Source organism: Geomonas edaphica, assembly GCF_004917075.1.
GTDB lineage: Bacteria > Desulfobacterota > Desulfuromonadia > Geobacterales > Geobacteraceae > Geomonas > Geomonas edaphica.
In genome coordinates this window covers 1,306,809-1,321,740 of record NZ_SSYB01000001.1, presented here as the reverse complement: position 1 = coordinate 1,321,740, position 14,932 = coordinate 1,306,809, and the positions used below count along the sequence as shown (strand labels likewise).

Genomic DNA, 14,932 nt, shown 5'->3' with positions numbered 1-14,932 from the left:
ACTCTGTGATTACAGCGGTATAGGTAAAAGTTGGATTTTGGCATCAAGCCTGCTCTACCAGGGTTAGATAATGAACGCGGCGCCGGCGACGGCTTCGCGCAACAGCTAACCAGGTGCGACAAAGGAGGTTGTCATGGCAGCGATGTTTTGGATCCAATTCGTGCTCGTCCTCGGTGCGGTGCTCATAGGCATCCGCAAAGGCGGCGTGGCGCTCGGGATGATCGGCGGTCTCGGCGTGTCGGTACTGGTGCTCGGTTTCCGTAGCGCCCCGTCCGAGCCACCGATCGCCGTTATGCTCATCATCCTGGCCGTCGTCACCGCGTCGGCTACGCTCCAAGTGGCGGGGGGGCTCGACTACCTGGTACAGCTCACGGAGAAGCTGCTGCGTGCCCATCCGAAGTACGTCACCATCCTCGCCCCGCTCTGTACCTTCTTCCTGACCGTCTGCTGCGGCACCGGCCACGCCGTCTATGCCCTGCTTCCGGTCATCTCAGATGTCGCGATCAAGACCAAGATCCGTCCGGAGCGTCCGATGGCGATTTCCAGCGTGGCCTCACAGATGGGGATCACTGCGAGCCCCGTGGCCGCAGCAGTCACCTTCTTCCTGGGATTTGCGGCGAAGGCCGGGCACCCCGTGACCCTCATCGACATCATCTCGGTTACCATGCCTGCCGGCATAATCGGCGTACTGGCCGCAGCGGCCTGGAGCTTCAACCGCGGGTTGGAGCTCGACAAGGACCAGGAATTCCAGGCGCGCCTTCAGGACCCCGAGTTCCGCAAGGGGCTTGACGCGGATGTCACCACCCTGGACAAGAAGATCTCCACCGTCGCCAAGGTTTCTGTTGCTCTCTTTTTCGCCGGCGTCGGCACCATCATCCTGATGGCGAGCTGTCCGTGGCTGCTGCCGCTGGCGGCCGACAAGAAGCCGATCCCGATGACCACCGTCGTCCAGTTCATCATGCTTGCCTACGGCGCCTTCATCCTCTTCGCCGCCAAGGTAAAAGCGAAAGACATCGCCCACTCCAGCGTCTTCATCGCGGGTATGATCGCCGTCGTTTCCATCTTCGGCATTGCCTGGATGAGCGATACCTTCATCACCGCAAACAAGAAGTACCTGATCGACAACATCGGCATCATGGTTAAATTGGCCCCCTGGACCTTCGCCATTGCGACCTTCTGCATCTCCGCTTTCGTGAAGAGCCAGGCGGCCACCCTTGCCATCACGCTCCCCCTGGGGCTCGCCCTCGGTCTTCCGATTCCGCTGCTCCTCGGGCTCATGCCGGCAAGTTACGCCTACTTCTTCTTCGCCTTCTACCCGAGCGATCTCGCCGCCATCAATATGGACCGTACCGGCACCACAAGGATCGGGAAGTACCTCTTGAACCACAGCTTCATGATCCCGGGGTTGATCGGCGTGGGCGTCTCCACCGTGGTCGCCTACACCATTTCCCAGTTCATTTTCTAAGGCGATTAACAGGGATGACGGGGATAAAAGGGATAACGGCAGGATAAAGGAAGAAGGTTTCGTGCTGTTACAGAAAAAGGGTCCTGGCAGAAATGCCGGGACCCTTTTTTGTTGCCGGTTCGTGATAACCTGCCGCTGGTAGAGTCTCCCTTTTGCAAAGGGGGATTTAGGGGGATTTGCTTTCGTGGGTAGAGGCAAATCCCCCCCCCCCTTCGCAAAGGGGGGACGCTAGGGCACGTGTACTGCCCATCGGTCAACACGCCACGCTCTCCGAAATTCTGTGGATGAACCTTAGCAATGTGTGGAGAAGTAGGAACGTTGAACGTTGAACGTGTTCAGCCGTTAAGCCAGTTCGAAGTTGTTCTGGTAGGCGGCGAGTGTGTTGATCATGAGTGCGGCGACGGTCATACGCCCCACGCCGCCGGGGACCGGGGTGATCCACTCGCATTTCGGGGCGACCGCGTCAAAGGCGACGTCGCCGACAAGCTTGCCGTTCTCCAGGCGGTTAATGCCCACGTCGATCAGGGTGACCCCGTCCCGCACCATGTCCGGGGTGATGAACCCTGGGATACCGACCGCCACGATGACGATATCGGCGCGGCGGGTCTCCTCGATGAGCAGTTCGCGCGGTGTCTCGATATGGGTGAGGGTGACCGTCGCATTGCCGATGTCGAAGTCGTTGGAGAGCATGATGGAGATCGGTTTGCCGACGATGTTGGAGCGCCCGATCACCACGCAGTGTCTGCCTGCCACCGGCACCTGGTAGAACTGTAAAAGCTTGCAGATGCCGTAGGCCGTCGCGGGGCGAAACGCCTTCTGCCCCAGGGCCATCCTGCCGAAGTTCGTGGGGTGAAAGCCGTCGATGTCCTTTTCTGGGGAGATGGCGTTGATCACGCGCTGCGCATTTATCTGTTTGGGAAGCGGGAGCTGCACGATGACGCCGTCGGTGGAGTTGTCCTCGTTGATCTCGGCGATGAGGGCGAGGAGCTCCTTCTCGGTTACCGTCTCGGGGAGACGGATCAAGTTGCTGTCGAAGCCGGAGAGCGCACAGGTCGTGATCTTCGATTTGACGTAGGATTCGCTCGGGGCGTGGTGGCCTACCAGGATCACGGTCATGTGCGGTTTTCTGAGCCCGGCGTCGACGTGACGCGCGACCTGCTTTGCTATTCCTGCGATCAGGCTGTCAGCGCATTTCTTTCCATCTAAAAGGTTCATGCTGTTTCCTCTGTCTGGAGTGTGACCGGCACAGGAGGGAAGGGTGCCGAATTACGATTAGTAGCACAAAAAAAGTGACGGCTCAACAGCTAGTTAGCGTGAACCGGTATACGTTAAAGACGGCTTCGGCTGGGTTGGCCACAGGATTGCGCCCACCACGCTGCCGCGGCGGAAAGCCCTTCTCTGTATACGCTATGAGTGGCCGTTCAATCCTGTAAACCTCCGTCAAATCAGCCGATTCGTGAATCGTGAAAATTAATGAACCTTTAATGTTAAACAGGAAGTATACCATTACTAAACTTTTTGTTGACAAAATACGGGTAAGGCAATACATTGCCAAAATACAAAAGGTTTACTGTTACTAAACCGGGGAGGCTGCTTGAAAATCGGTGAGAGGTTGAAGAGGCTCAGGATGGCCAATTCGCTGACTCAGGAAGAGCTGGCCAGCCGAGCAGATCTGACCAAGGGCTTCATATCTCAGCTGGAGAACGACGCCACGTCGCCGTCCATCGCGACTCTCAAAGACATCGTGGATGTGTTTGGCATAAGCATGCAGGAGTTCTTCAGCGAGGAGCCGGACCAGGACATAGTGTTCGGTAAGGATGCACGCGTGCAGGCGACGGACGATGGGGACAGCGTCAAGGTCGAGCTCCTGGTGCCGGGGGCGCAGAACCGCGAGATGGACCCCGTGCTGGTGACGCTTGATCCCGGCGGTGAGATGGACGAACAGCCAATCCACGAGGGCGAGGAGTTCGGCTTCGTCATCTCCGGCAAGGTGCAGTTGAGGCTGGACGACAAGCTGTACACGGTGGACAAGGGAGAATGCTTCTACTTCTCCTCGGACCGCAAACATGCTGTGAAGAATGTGGGAAAGAGCGCGGCAAAGCTGCTCTGGGTTGTGACACCCCCAACGTTTTACTATTGAACAGAGGAGAATAAGTCAAATGAGCAAAGTATTGATTATCGGCGCAGGCGGCGTAGGTGGCGTAGTTACCCACAAGTGCGCTCAGGCAACCGGCGTGATCACCGCCATTACCCTCGCTTCCCGTACCGAATCCAAGTGCCGCGCCATTGCGGACCAGATAGAGTTTCCGGTCGACACCGCCCAGGTGGATGCCGACAACGTGCCTGAACTGATCGAGCTGATCAAGCGCGAGCAGCCCAAGCTCGTCATCAACGTGGCGCTGCCGTACCAGGATCTGACCATCATGGACGCCTGCCTCGCCACCGGCGTGGACTACCTGGATACCGCCAACTACGAGCCGCTCGACACCGCTAAGTTCGAGTACAGCTGGCAGTGGGCCTACCAGGACCGCTTCAAGGAGAAGGGGCTCATGGCGCTTCTCGGCTCCGGCTTCGACCCGGGCGTTACCAACGTCTACACCGCCCTCGCCGCCAAGGAGTACCTGGACGAGGTGCACGAGATCGACATCATCGACGCCAACGCGGGGAACCACGGCCAGCCCTTCGCCACCAACTTCAACCCGGAGATCAACATCCGCGAGGTCACTGCTCCCTGCCGTCACTGGGAGAACGGCGACTGGGTCGAGACCGCGCCGCTTAACACCAAGCGCGTCTTCGACTTTCCGGACGGCATCGGCCCGATGAACATCTACCGCATGTATCATGAGGAGATGGAATCGCTGGTGAAGCACATCCCGACCATCAAGAAGGCACAGTTCTGGATGACCTTCTCGGACAACTACCTGAAGCACCTCGAGGTGCTGCAAAACGTCGGCATGACCCGCATCGACGAGGTGGAGTTCAACGGCCAGAAGATAGTGCCGCTGCAGTTCCTCAAAGCGGTTCTGCCGGACCCGGGGAGCCTCGGGCCGCTCACCAAGGGGCGCACCTGCATCGGCGTCATCGCCCGCGGCATCAAGGACGGCAAGAGGAAGCAGGTCTACATCTACAACATCTGCGACCACGAGGCGTGCTACCGCGAGGTGAAGAGCCAGGCCATCAGCTACACCACCGGCGTCCCCGCCGTCGTTGGCGCCATCATGATGCTGACCGGCAAGTGGCGCGGCGAGGGCGTGTTCAACATGGAACAGTTCGATCCGGAAGCGTTCATCGAGACTCTGGGCCCCATGGGCCTTCCCACCGTCGTAGTCGACGGCGGCGATTGGGCGGAACTGTAAGTGACCAAGCTGCACGTAGAAGAGATGACGCGGCTCGCCCCGTCGCCGGCCTTCGTGGTCGACCTGGGGCGGCTGCGCCACAACCTGGCCATACTCGACGAGGTGCAAAAGCGCAGCGGCGCCAAGATCCTTCTGGCGCTGAAAGCGTTCTCCATGTGGAGCGTCTTCCCGGTCATCGCGCAGACGCTGCACGGGATCTGCGCGAGCTCCCCCTGGGAGGCGCGCCTTGGTCGCGAGGAATTCGGCCGCGAGGTGCACAGCTTCTCCGCAGCCTTCAAGGAAAGCGACGTGGCGGAGCTCCTCACCACCTCGAACCACCTGGTTTTCAACTCCTTCAACCAGCTGGAGCGTTTCCGTCCCATGTGGGAAGAGTACGCCGGTCGTGTCTCGGTCGGGCTCAGGGTCAACCCGGGGCATTCCGAGGGGCACACCCCGATCTACGACCCGGCGGCACCTAAGTCGCGCTTGGGGATCCTGCACTCGGAGTTCGAGGGGAAATCCCTGGCCGGAGTCGAAGGCCTGCACTTTCATACCCTGTGCGAGCAGCTCTTCGAGCCGTTGGAGCGGACCTCCAAGGTCTTCGAGGAGAAGTTCGGCGCGTTCCTGCCGCAGATGAAGTGGCTGAACCTGGGGGGAGGGCACCACATCACGCGCGAGGGGTACGACATCGATGCCCTCGTCGAATTGGTGCGTTACTACCGTGAGAAATACGACCTCGAGGTCTACCTCGAACCGGGGGAAGCGATCGCCATCGGCACCGGCATCCTGGTCTCGGAGGTGCTCGACGTGGTGCACAACGAGGTGGACATAGCGGTCCTGGACGTCTCCGCCACCTGCCATATGCCCGACATCCTGGAGATGCCCTACCGTCCCGAGATCCAGGAGGGGTACCTACCCGGTGAGAAGGAGCATGACTACCGTCTGGGCGGTCCCTCGTGCCTTGCCGGCGACGTCATCGGCGACTGGTCCTTTGACCATAAGCTCGTCCCGGGTGAGAAACTCGCCTTCCTGGACATGTCGCACTACACGATGGTGAAGACCACCACTTTTAACGGCATCCAGTTGCCGCATATCTGCACCTATGAGCCGGAAACCGGTGAACTGCGCGTCGTGCGCAGCTTCGGCTATGAAGACTTCAAGAACCGCTTGTCGTGATGACTGTCAACACTCCACTTTGCTGCACATGGTGAACTGAAAATGGCTAAATGGACCATCAACGATTCCTCCAAGACCTACAACATCGATAACTGGGGCGCCGAGCTCTTCTCGGTCAACAAGAAGGGTAACGTCTGCGTGCACCCGACCCCCAATTCCAAATACTCGATCGATCTCAAGGTGCTGGTCGACGACCTGATCAAGAGAAAGATCAAGCCGCCGATCCTTCTGCGCTTCATGAACATCCTGGAAGGGCGTATCGCCTCGATCAGCCGCGTGTTCAAAAACGCCATTCACGACAACAACTACCCGGCCAGGTACCAGACCTTCTATCCGATCAAGGTGAACCAGCAGCGCCAGGTGGTCGAGGCGATCGCGAACTTCGGCAAGAAGTACAACATTGGCCTTGAGGTCGGTTCCAAACCGGAGCTCGTCGCCGCCATCTCCATGGTGACCGGCAGCAACCTCCCAATCATCTGCAACGGTTACAAGGACACCGAGTTCATCGAGACGGTCCTCTTCGCCACCCGCGTGGGCTACGACATCACCATCGTGGTGGAGAAGCTCTTCGAACTGGAGAAGATAGTCGAGGTGGCTAAACGCACCGGGATCACCCCGAAGCTCGGCATCCGCGTCAAGCTCTCCTCCAAGGGGATCGGCAAGTGGTCCACCTCCGGCGGCGAGGACGCGAAGTTCGGCCTGCGCATCTCCGAGATCATCGCCGCGATCGACATGCTCCGTGAAAACGACATGCTGAACACGGTGAAGCTCCTGCACTTCCACGTCGGGAGCCAGATCACCAAGATCGACAAGATCAAGAACGCCCTCATCGAGGGGACAAGGATCTACGCCGAAATGAGGAAGCTCGGCGTCGATCTCGAGTTCCTCGATATCGGTGGCGGTCTCGGGGTCGATTACGACGGCTCCAAATCGAGCTACTTCTCCAGCGTGAACTACTCGCTCGAGGAGTACGCGAACGACGTCATCTACCAGGTGAAGAACATCTGTGAAGATGCCGGTGTTCCCTGCCCGAACATCATCTCCGAGTCGGGGCGCGCGACGGTCGCGCACTACTCGGTGCTGATCACCGACGTTTTGAACAACAACACCCAGACGCTCATGCCGGACTTCGAGTTCATCCTGACCGAGACGGAGAAACTCTCTCCTACGGTCAAGAAGCTGGTCGACATCTACAAGAGCATCGACAAGCACTCCCTGCGCGAGGATTACCACGACACCATCCAGCTGATCCAGGAGTCGGTGAGCCTCTTCAACCTCGGCTACCTAAACATGGCCGAGCGGGCCAATGCGGAGTGGATCTACTCGAAGATCATCAGGAAGATCAACTCCATCGTCGAAAAGATGAAGCCGATCCCGGACGAGCTGCAGAACTTCCAGCTGAGCCTGAGGCAGACCTACTTCGCCAACTTCTCGCTGTTCCAGTCCATCCCGGACTCCTGGGCCATCGATCAGCTCTTCCCGATCGTGCCGATCCAGCGCCTGGACGAGAAGCCGGACGTCCTCGCGTCCATCGCGGATATCACCTGCGATTCCGACGGCGAGATCACCAGCTTCGTGGGCGAAAACGGCAGGACCAAGGCGCTGCCGCTGCACAAGATCAAGGGGGACGAGCAGTACTACATCGGCTTCTTCCTGATCGGCGCCTACCAGGAGATCCTGGGCGACATGCACAACCTGTTCGGTGACACCAACGCGGTGCACATCACCTTCAACAAGAAGACCAACTACAAGATCGATACGGTCATCACCGGTGACGCGACCTGGGAGAGCCTGAAGTACGTGCAGTACGACGCCCAGGAGATCCTGAAGCGGGTAAGGAACAACCTGGAGAAGGACGTCTCGCTGCAGAAGGTCTCCATCGAGGAGAGCAGTCATTTCCTCGAGCTTCTCGACAAGACGCTGCAGTCCTACACCTATCTGGGAGAATAGAAGTCTTTTCCTTTAAAGGTTGTGAATGCCAATCCGATACAAAGCAGGGGAAGATCAATGATCTTCCCCTGTTGTCGTTTCTGGCGGTGCGGTTGGCGGTACATATGCGTTAATCCTGATACGTTAAATTTGGACTTTTTGAGGAAACCGTGTTAAAAGTTCCCGTGGCATGGTCAGGATTTCTCGCAGCGCGCATCGCCGAACGACGACAGACTTTTCCTCACAATGGAGGCCGTTATGCTCATTCAGGTGAGCTACAACGACGACAGGTACGACTACGTAAAAGACTTCATGCTGGAGCCCCTGATCAAGAGCGGCGCCATAACCCGATTCCGGCGTAGATCCGGATGGGTCCGCATCGGTGTCGACCCCGTACGCGCACAGCGCAACACGACGTACAGCGGCGAGGAAAGAAGGACAGGCACCGCCTGACCCTCGCTGAAGCCGCAACCAGACGCAGCTAAACCTGTCTCATCTACCCGCCAGATCGCTCCCCCGCCTTCTCTTCAGAGCCACACTCTCTCTTCTCTTTCATTTGGACAAATAGGATCGAAATGGTATTCTTTCCATGGTGTATCAACGTCATTTCGTTCAAGAGGAGGAACACGATGCATAGAACAGCTATGAAAAGAGTGGCGGGCTTCTTTACCGCAGCGTTTCTCATCATGGCACCGGTATTTGCCATCGCGTCTACGTGGAACATCGATCCGGAGCATACCAGCGTGGGGTTCAAAGTGCGGCACCTGATGGTATCGAACGTCAAGGGGGGCTTCGGCAAGGTTTCCGGCGTGGTCAACGTAGACGACAAGGACATCACGAAGTCTTCTACCACGGTGACCATAGATACGACCTCGATCGATACCGGGGTTGCCAAAAGGGACGCTCACCTCAAAAGCCCTGATTTTCTCGATGTGGCCAAATATCCGACCATGACCTTCGTGTCGACCGGTGTCATGAAGGGAGCCGGTGGCGCGTTCAAACTTGCGGGAAACCTGACCCTGCATGGCGTCACGAGGCCGGTTGTGCTGCAGGTGGAAGGCCTCAGTGGTGAGATCAAGGACCCGATGGGAAACGTCCGAAGAGGGGCATCGGCAACGACGACGATCAACAGGAAGGATTACGGGCTGATCTGGAACAAGATGCTTGAGGCCGGTGGCGTTGCGGTAGGCGACGAGGTCGTCATCAACATCGAGGTGGAAATGGTCAAGGCGAAATAGACGGAGAAGGGGGCACACCGGAGACACTCCCGTTTTTACTACACCATCAACCGCCCCGCATGCGGCGCATATACACCCTCCTGTCAGTTTGATTCGCATGTCATCCCGGCCACTTACGCTGGATGACCGGTGTAAGGCATTCCGGGGCGGTGCGAGGTGTATGGAAAAAACATACAACTTACTGCTCAATCGCTCTGTGGTCGGTCCGCGCTTCTTGTTGTTAAGTGATTGTTTTAACTGAATTTTTACTCTTTGCATACTCTTTTTGAAGGGCTGGCATGTTTGATGCTAATCGTAAGTCAGCAGAAAACGACAGGTCCAAAAGGAGGATGTCATGAGAGCGAGAACATATATCAATACGATCATCGCAACAGCCGCATCTGCAACAACGGCATTTGCCGCCAACGGTGCACAGGCGGACGAGCCTGGCCTCCTGGTCTGGGCCTTCATGGGGTTTGCAGCAGTCATCGTAGCAGGCCAACTGGTGCCTGCAGCCATGCTGGTAATCGGCGCAGTCAAAGCCATCTTCGCGAAACCGGAGGAAGCCAAGATTAAAGGGTGAACGTTTCGCACACCGCTGTAACGAAAAAAGCCGCTCTTTTGAGCGGCTTTTTCCATTTTCGGCGTCTGAAGTTCTATTTGAGTCGCTCCGCGAGGAGTTCGGCGGTGTGCCGGACCCGAACCGTCTCGCCGTCCTGGTCGAATCCGCCGCGGATCTGCATCACGCAACCTGGGCAGTCCATGGCGACAAGCGCGGCCCCGGTTTCCTTGATGTTATGCAGCTTGCGCTTCAGGATCGGGGCGGAGATCTCGGGGAGCTTCATCGAGTAGGAGCCCCCCATGCCGCAGCACATGTCGCACTCGTACATCTCGGCCAGTTCGTAACCCGCCTTTTGCAGCAGTTCGCGTGGCTCTTGCGACACCTTCAGCGTCCTCTTTAGGTGGCAGGAGTCGTGATAGGTGATCCTCCCCAGGTCCTCCCCTTCCTCAAAACTGAGTCGTCCCTCTTCCACCAGGCGTTTCACCAGCGTCGATAGGTCGACCGTCTTTTCGGCGAGCTCCTTTGCCTTGTCCAGCCACTCGCTGCGTCCCTGGTCCTGCAGGGTCTTCGCGAAATCATGTGCCAGTGCGACGGTGCAGGTGGGGCAGGCGGACACGACGTACTTGGCCTCCACCTCCAGGAGTGCCTTGATGTTGTCGACCGCGTTGTGGGCTGCGACCTCGTAGGCCCCGTTGTACAGGGCGGGTGCCCCGCAGCAGGTCTGTTCCTCGGGGAAGAGGACCTCGATCCCCGCCCTGTTCAGGAGCTTAACGAGGGCGATGCCGGTCTCGGGATAGGCGAAGTCGATCAGGCAGCCGGCGTAGAATACCGCCTTCTCCCCCCCTTTGGGCTGCCGGATTTCGGGGAAAATGTCCCGGAATGGTTTCTCCGCGATGGCGGGGAGGCTCCTGCCGTCGGTGAGGTCGGAAAGAAAGAGGGGCAGGTGGCGGATGAACTTCCCGGAGGTGAACGGTTTACCCGCCACCGAGGCGGCGCGCAGCATCCCGTGGAAGAGTTTCCTGTTGTTGACCACGCTGAAGATCGCCTTCTGTGCCAGGGGCTGTCCCTTCTCCAGGACAAGCCGGCGCCTGATCTCCAGGATCATCTCGGGGATGTCGAGTTTTCCCGGGCAGACCTCGGTGCAGTTGCCGCACTGGATGCAGAGCCCCTGAATCTCCTCGGATTTCTGCAGCTCATCGAACCAGGCGGTGAGGATGGTGCCGATGCCGCCGGTGTAGATCTTTCCGAATACGTGCCCCCCCACCAGGCGGAAGATAGGACAGACATTCAGGCAGGAGCCGCAGCGGATACACTGCAGGGCCTGCTTGAACTTGGGATCGCGCGCCATCTCGGTGCGCCGGTTGTCCATCAGGATGATGTGCAGATCCTTCAGCGAACCGTCGTCGTTCGGGGACGGGCCGGTGATGATGGAGACGTAGCTCGTGAGGAGCTGGGCGGTGGCGCTCCTGGGAAGCGCGTCGAGGATAGGTACCACCGTCTCGAACTTCTCAACCAGCTTTTCCACCCCGACGAGGGCCACGTGGATGCGGGGGAGGGTGGTGGTAAGCCGCGCGTTCCCCTCGTTGGTGACGAGCACGATGCTACCCGTTTCGGCGACGGCTATGTTCGCTCCAGAGATCCCCATATCCGCGGCGAGGAACTTGGGGCGGAGCTCGTTTCTCGCCACCTTGACCAGGCGCGGGATATCGCTGTCCAGGCGTTCCTCGACCTCCTTGCTGAAGATCTCCGCCACCTCCTCCTTGGTCAGGTGGATGGCAGGCATGACCATGTGCGACGGCGTCTGTCCGGCGAGCTGGATGATCCATTCGCCGAGGTCTGTCTCGGCCACCGAGATCCCCGCATTGAGGAGCGCCTTGTTCAAGTGGATCTCCTCGCTCGCCATCGACTTCGACTTGACGACGCTCTTCACGCCGTTGTCACGCGCGACCTGCAGGATGTACTCCTTGACCTGTTCCGGGTCGCTGGTCCGGTAAACCTTGGCACCGAGCGCTTCGGCGTTTTGTTTGAATACTTCCGCCACCTCGTCCAGGTGGCAGGCCGCCGATGATTTCGCCTCGGCAATGCGGCCGCGCAGCGCCTCGAAGTCGATCCCATCGTACGCCTTCGCCCGGTTCACCCGGTAGGCCTCGGAAAACTTGCCCAGCGCCCCGGTGAGGTTGGCGTCGTTGAGCGCCCGGTTGATGGATGCCTTGAATTCCTTCTTCATTACGCAGCACCTCCCAGTTCGTCGACAAAGAGTATGATGAGCCGCTCGGGGCCGTGCACGCCTATGGTGAGCACGCGCTCGATGTCGGCGGTGCGACTCGGGCCGGTGATGAAGGCGATATACCTGCTTGTCTTCGGGGAGATGCGGGAGAAGAGGGCTGTCTTGTCGCTGACGATATTCGCGGAGGGGACAACCGCGACGTGGATGCCGGTCAGGGATGAAGCGAGGCGCTGGTCGACTGCGCTCTGATCCTGCACGAGCGAACCGGTGTCGGCGACGGCGAAGCTCATCTCGCTGATGCCGATCTTCGCCTGTGCCGCGCGCTCCCTGGTTACCTCGAGGGAGAGCCCGGGGACCTGTTTTAGAAGCTCGCGGTCCACGCCGCGCAGAAACGGCCCATCGGCCCAGACGGCATAGCTGCCGGATAGATCGGACACCCCTTCCTTTTTCAGGAAACCGAGGATGAAGTCGACGGCGTCCCTGCAGGTGACGACACGATGGACCTCGGCGCCAACCCCTGTCGCCCGGGTCTTGAATTGCTCAAACATGCTGACTTCCCTCCATCTAGTTTATGCTCTGCCGTGCCTCTGGGGCCGCCTGGGAGGACAGCATCACAGGCGCCACGTCGCTAAAGCCGTTTTAAACTGCCACGACGCTGTTCTATTATTATGTCATACGTTCGTTCGGGAGCCCCCGTAAAAGGCATATGAAATAACTTATATTACCAAAAGGCCAATGCACTTTAGTCCAAAAAAAAGCGTAAGTAAAGCCATTTAGTCGCTGAATACGAAAAAACTTGACACTGTTATAAAAAGGTGGTTAATTGGCCTGACCAAAACGTATAACCTGGTTTGATTGGCCGGTTCTCCTGGCTTTTAGGCGCAGGGTCTCTAGTCCTTACCGACGCTGCCGCGCTGCTTTGATGATTTTTATGCACCCGTAATCGCAATCTTTTTGCCGCCCATACCAGCATCACGAATCAAAGGAGAACTACAGTCATGCCATGGATCCAGAGCTACACTCCCGTCGCGGGAAGTATCGCGATGTCGGCGTTGGTTGCCGCCATCCCTCTCGTCGTCATCTTTGTCTGTCTTGCCGTCTTCAAGATGAAGGCCCACAAGGCGGGGCCGCTGGCAGTCGCCTCGGCTGTCGCCATCGCCATCTTCGTCTGGCAGATGCCGGCCAAGCTGGCAGGGCTTGCCACCTTCCACGGCGCCGCCTTCGGCCTCTTCCCCGTTTTCTACATCGTGATCACGACGATCCTTCTCTACAACATAACGGTGAAAGGTGGGCAGTTCGAGGTCATCCGTGCCTCGCTGGCCGGGTTGACCGGTGACCGTCGCCTGCAGGCCCTCCTGATCGCCTTCTGCTTCGGCGCCTTCATCGAAGGGGCGGCGGGCTTCGGCACGCCGGTCGCCATCGCGGGCGCAACGCTTGTCGGTCTCGGGTTTCGGCCTTTCTATGCCGCGGGGGTCTGTCTCATCGCCAACACCGCACCGGTCGCCTTCGGCGCCATCGGGATTCCGGTCGTCGCGCTTGCCGGCGTCATGGGGTACGACGACGGCGGCTTGATGAAACTCTCCACCATGGTCGGGCGCCAGCTTCCCTTCGTCTCCGTGTTCATACCGTTCTACGTAATCATCATCATGTGCGGCCTCAAAAAGACCCTCGAGGTGCTCCCGGCGATCATCGTCTGCGGTGTCACCTTCGCCGGTGTTCAGTGGGGTACCGCGAGCTACCTTGGCCCCTACCTCCCCGACGTGACCGCATCGCTTGCCACCCTGGCCGCCCTCGTCATCCTGCTCAAGTTCTGGCAGCCTGCCACGGTCTGGACCTTCGACCACGAGCCGGAGTTTTCCGGCAAGGAAAGCCACGACTACACCGGTGCACAGGTCTTCCGCGCCTGGGCTCCCTACCTGGCGCTGACCATCATGGTCCTTGTTTGGGGCATCCCGTCGCTCAAGACCTCCCTTGATAAGAGTAAGGTGGTGCTCCCGATCGCCGGACTCGATAACGCCATCGTTAAGAAGGTTTCCAAGCCCGAAGACGGGGTGAAGAAGGTTGCCGCAGTGAAGGAGGAAGCAGCCAAACAAGCAGCCTCTCTCTCTCCCGCCGACACCAGACAGGCGGCACTCGCCGCAGGTCTCACCGAGCTGCAGAGACTGGAGGACAAACTCCTCGTGATCGAGCAGAGCCTTCCTGCCGGGAAAGCGGTGCTGACCGCCGAGCGCCTCGCCGCCTTCGACGCGGTGGATAAGAAACAGAAGGACCTGCAGAAACTCCAGAAGGATATCGTCGAATCCAAAGCGGTTGACAAGGCGCAGTTCAAGGCGCTAGACAAGGCACTCTCCGACCAGCTTCCCGCCAAGATCGCCGCCAAGTTCACCTTCAACTTCATGTCCGCGGCAGGTACCGCGATTCTCATCGCAGCCATCATCTCCGCCCTCATCTGCGGTGTGGGGATCGCCGACTTCTTCAAGGTACTGGGCAAGACCCTGTACGACATGCGCTGGCCCGCAGTCACCGTCGCCTCCGTTGTCGGCCTTGCCTTCGTAATGAACGCCTCCGGCATGACCACCAGCATGGGCATCTCCTTCACGAAAGCGGGCGCGCTCTTCCCGTTCCTGTCTCCGTTCCTCGGCATGCTCGGCGTCTTCCTGACCGGCTCCGACACCTCCAGCAACGTCCTCTTCGGCGGACTGCAGAAGGTGACCGCAGAGCAGCTCGGCATGAACCCGCTTTTGACCGGCGCGGCCAACACGAGCGGCGGCGTCATGGGTAAGATGATCTCCCCGCAGTCCATCGCCGTCGCCTGTGCCGCCACCGGCCTCGTAGGCGAAGAGGGGAACCTGTTCCGCTTCACCCTGAAGCACGCCCTGTTCCTCACCACCGTGATGGGATGCATCGTGGCGCTGCAGGCCTACGTATTCCCCTGGATGATCCCGTAAGTCGGCAGTCTTCCCCGGGAGGAATTCCTCCCGGGGATTTTCGGGCGACTACAGCAGATTTGCATTACCGTCC

Annotated in this window: 12 protein-coding genes; 9 read left to right on the top strand and 3 right to left on the bottom strand. The window is 58.9% G+C overall.

Features of this window, described 5'->3' with window-relative positions; genetic code table 11:
* Nucleotides 1-133 precede the first annotated feature (133 nt).
* Entirely contained in the window at nucleotides 134-1,465 is a 1,332-nt protein-coding gene (locus E8K79_RS05720; RefSeq protein WP_136513853.1) for an anaerobic C4-dicarboxylate transporter, read from the top strand.
* A 342-nt stretch (nucleotides 1,466-1,807) separates the two neighbouring features.
* Here E8K79_RS05720 and E8K79_RS05715 read toward each other — a convergent pair whose 3' ends face one another.
* Entirely contained in the window at nucleotides 1,808-2,680 is an 873-nt protein-coding gene (locus E8K79_RS05715; protein WP_136513852.1) for a bifunctional 5,10-methylenetetrahydrofolate dehydrogenase/5,10-methenyltetrahydrofolate cyclohydrolase, read from the bottom strand.
* Nucleotides 2,681-3,059: 379 nt separating this feature from the next.
* Here E8K79_RS05715 and E8K79_RS05710 point away from each other — a divergent pair, with 379 nt between their 5' ends.
* From E8K79_RS05710 to E8K79_RS05680, 7 genes are all read left to right on the top strand, one after another.
* Nucleotides 3,060-3,605: a helix-turn-helix domain-containing protein gene (locus E8K79_RS05710; protein ID WP_135871140.1), complete on the top strand. Its 546-nt coding sequence runs from the start codon at nucleotides 3,060-3,062 to the stop codon at nucleotides 3,603-3,605.
* Between the two features lie 19 nt (nucleotides 3,606-3,624).
* Nucleotides 3,625-4,821 carry a saccharopine dehydrogenase family protein gene (locus E8K79_RS05705; protein WP_136513851.1) on the top strand — a complete coding sequence of 399 codons (1,197 nt, stop codon included), beginning with the start codon at nucleotides 3,625-3,627 and terminating at the stop codon, nucleotides 4,819-4,821.
* Nucleotides 4,822-4,845: 24 nt separating this feature from the next.
* Nucleotides 4,846-5,976, top strand: coding sequence for a carboxynorspermidine decarboxylase (gene nspC, locus E8K79_RS05700; RefSeq protein WP_407925473.1), 1,131 nt, complete (start codon nucleotides 4,846-4,848; stop codon nucleotides 5,974-5,976).
* A gap of 42 nt (nucleotides 5,977-6,018) precedes the next feature.
* The gene (gene speA / locus E8K79_RS05695) at nucleotides 6,019-7,926 is read left to right on the top strand and encodes a biosynthetic arginine decarboxylase (RefSeq protein ID WP_129126519.1); all 1,908 of its coding nucleotides are present in this window, start codon (nucleotides 6,019-6,021) and stop codon (nucleotides 7,924-7,926) included.
* A gap of 237 nt (nucleotides 7,927-8,163) precedes the next feature.
* Nucleotides 8,164-8,358: a GSU3473 family protein gene (locus E8K79_RS05690; RefSeq protein WP_135871146.1), complete on the top strand. Its 195-nt coding sequence runs from the start codon at nucleotides 8,164-8,166 to the stop codon at nucleotides 8,356-8,358.
* A 176-nt stretch (nucleotides 8,359-8,534) separates the two neighbouring features.
* Complete coding sequence (locus E8K79_RS05685; protein WP_136513849.1) at nucleotides 8,535-9,143, top strand: YceI family protein; 609 nt, start codon at nucleotides 8,535-8,537, stop codon at nucleotides 9,141-9,143.
* A 334-nt stretch (nucleotides 9,144-9,477) separates the two neighbouring features.
* A complete protein-coding gene (locus tag E8K79_RS05680; RefSeq protein WP_136513848.1) occupies nucleotides 9,478-9,705 on the top strand; it encodes a hypothetical protein in 228 nt (75 codons plus the stop codon).
* Between the two features lie 73 nt (nucleotides 9,706-9,778).
* On the opposite strand, the gene ldhH is transcribed toward E8K79_RS05680, so the two are convergent.
* Nucleotides 9,779-11,911 carry an L-lactate dehydrogenase (quinone) large subunit LdhH gene (gene ldhH / locus E8K79_RS05675; RefSeq protein WP_136513847.1) on the bottom strand — a complete coding sequence of 711 codons (2,133 nt, stop codon included), beginning with the start codon at nucleotides 11,909-11,911 and terminating at the stop codon, nucleotides 9,779-9,781.
* Nucleotides 11,911-12,459, bottom strand: a complete 549-nt coding sequence (locus E8K79_RS05670; RefSeq protein ID WP_136513846.1) for a lactate utilization protein — start codon at nucleotides 12,457-12,459, stop codon at nucleotides 11,911-11,913. The genes ldhH and E8K79_RS05670 overlap by 1 nt, the downstream gene beginning before the upstream one ends.
* Before the next feature lie 450 nt (nucleotides 12,460-12,909).
* Between E8K79_RS05670 and E8K79_RS05665 the strand changes: the two genes are divergently transcribed.
* Nucleotides 12,910-14,859, top strand: a complete 1,950-nt coding sequence (locus E8K79_RS05665; RefSeq protein ID WP_136513845.1) for an L-lactate permease — start codon at nucleotides 12,910-12,912, stop codon at nucleotides 14,857-14,859.
* The last annotated feature ends 73 nt before the right edge of the window (nucleotides 14,860-14,932 follow it).

Bases quoted from the DNA above. Each gene is read 5' to 3' on its own strand.
- E8K79_RS05680 (WP_136513848.1), top strand. From the start codon at position 9,478: ATGAGAGCGAGAACATATATCAATACGATCATCGCAACAGCCGCATCT.
- E8K79_RS05715 (WP_136513852.1), bottom strand. From the start codon at position 2,680: ATGAACCTTTTAGATGGAAAGAAATGCGCTGACAGCCTGATCGCAGGA.
- E8K79_RS05685 (WP_136513849.1), top strand. From the start codon at position 8,535: ATGCATAGAACAGCTATGAAAAGAGTGGCGGGCTTCTTTACCGCAGCG.
- speA (WP_129126519.1), top strand. From the start codon at position 6,019: ATGGCTAAATGGACCATCAACGATTCCTCCAAGACCTACAACATCGAT.
- E8K79_RS05720 (WP_136513853.1), top strand. From the start codon at position 134: ATGGCAGCGATGTTTTGGATCCAATTCGTGCTCGTCCTCGGTGCGGTG.
- ldhH (WP_136513847.1), bottom strand. From the start codon at position 11,911: ATGAAGAAGGAATTCAAGGCATCCATCAACCGGGCGCTCAACGACGCC.
- nspC (WP_407925473.1), top strand. From the start codon at position 4,846: ATGACGCGGCTCGCCCCGTCGCCGGCCTTCGTGGTCGACCTGGGGCGG.
- E8K79_RS05665 (WP_136513845.1), top strand. From the start codon at position 12,910: ATGCCATGGATCCAGAGCTACACTCCCGTCGCGGGAAGTATCGCGATG.
- E8K79_RS05690 (WP_135871146.1), top strand. From the start codon at position 8,164: ATGCTCATTCAGGTGAGCTACAACGACGACAGGTACGACTACGTAAAA.
- E8K79_RS05670 (WP_136513846.1), bottom strand. From the start codon at position 12,459: ATGTTTGAGCAATTCAAGACCCGGGCGACAGGGGTTGGCGCCGAGGTC.
- E8K79_RS05705 (WP_136513851.1), top strand. From the start codon at position 3,625: ATGAGCAAAGTATTGATTATCGGCGCAGGCGGCGTAGGTGGCGTAGTT.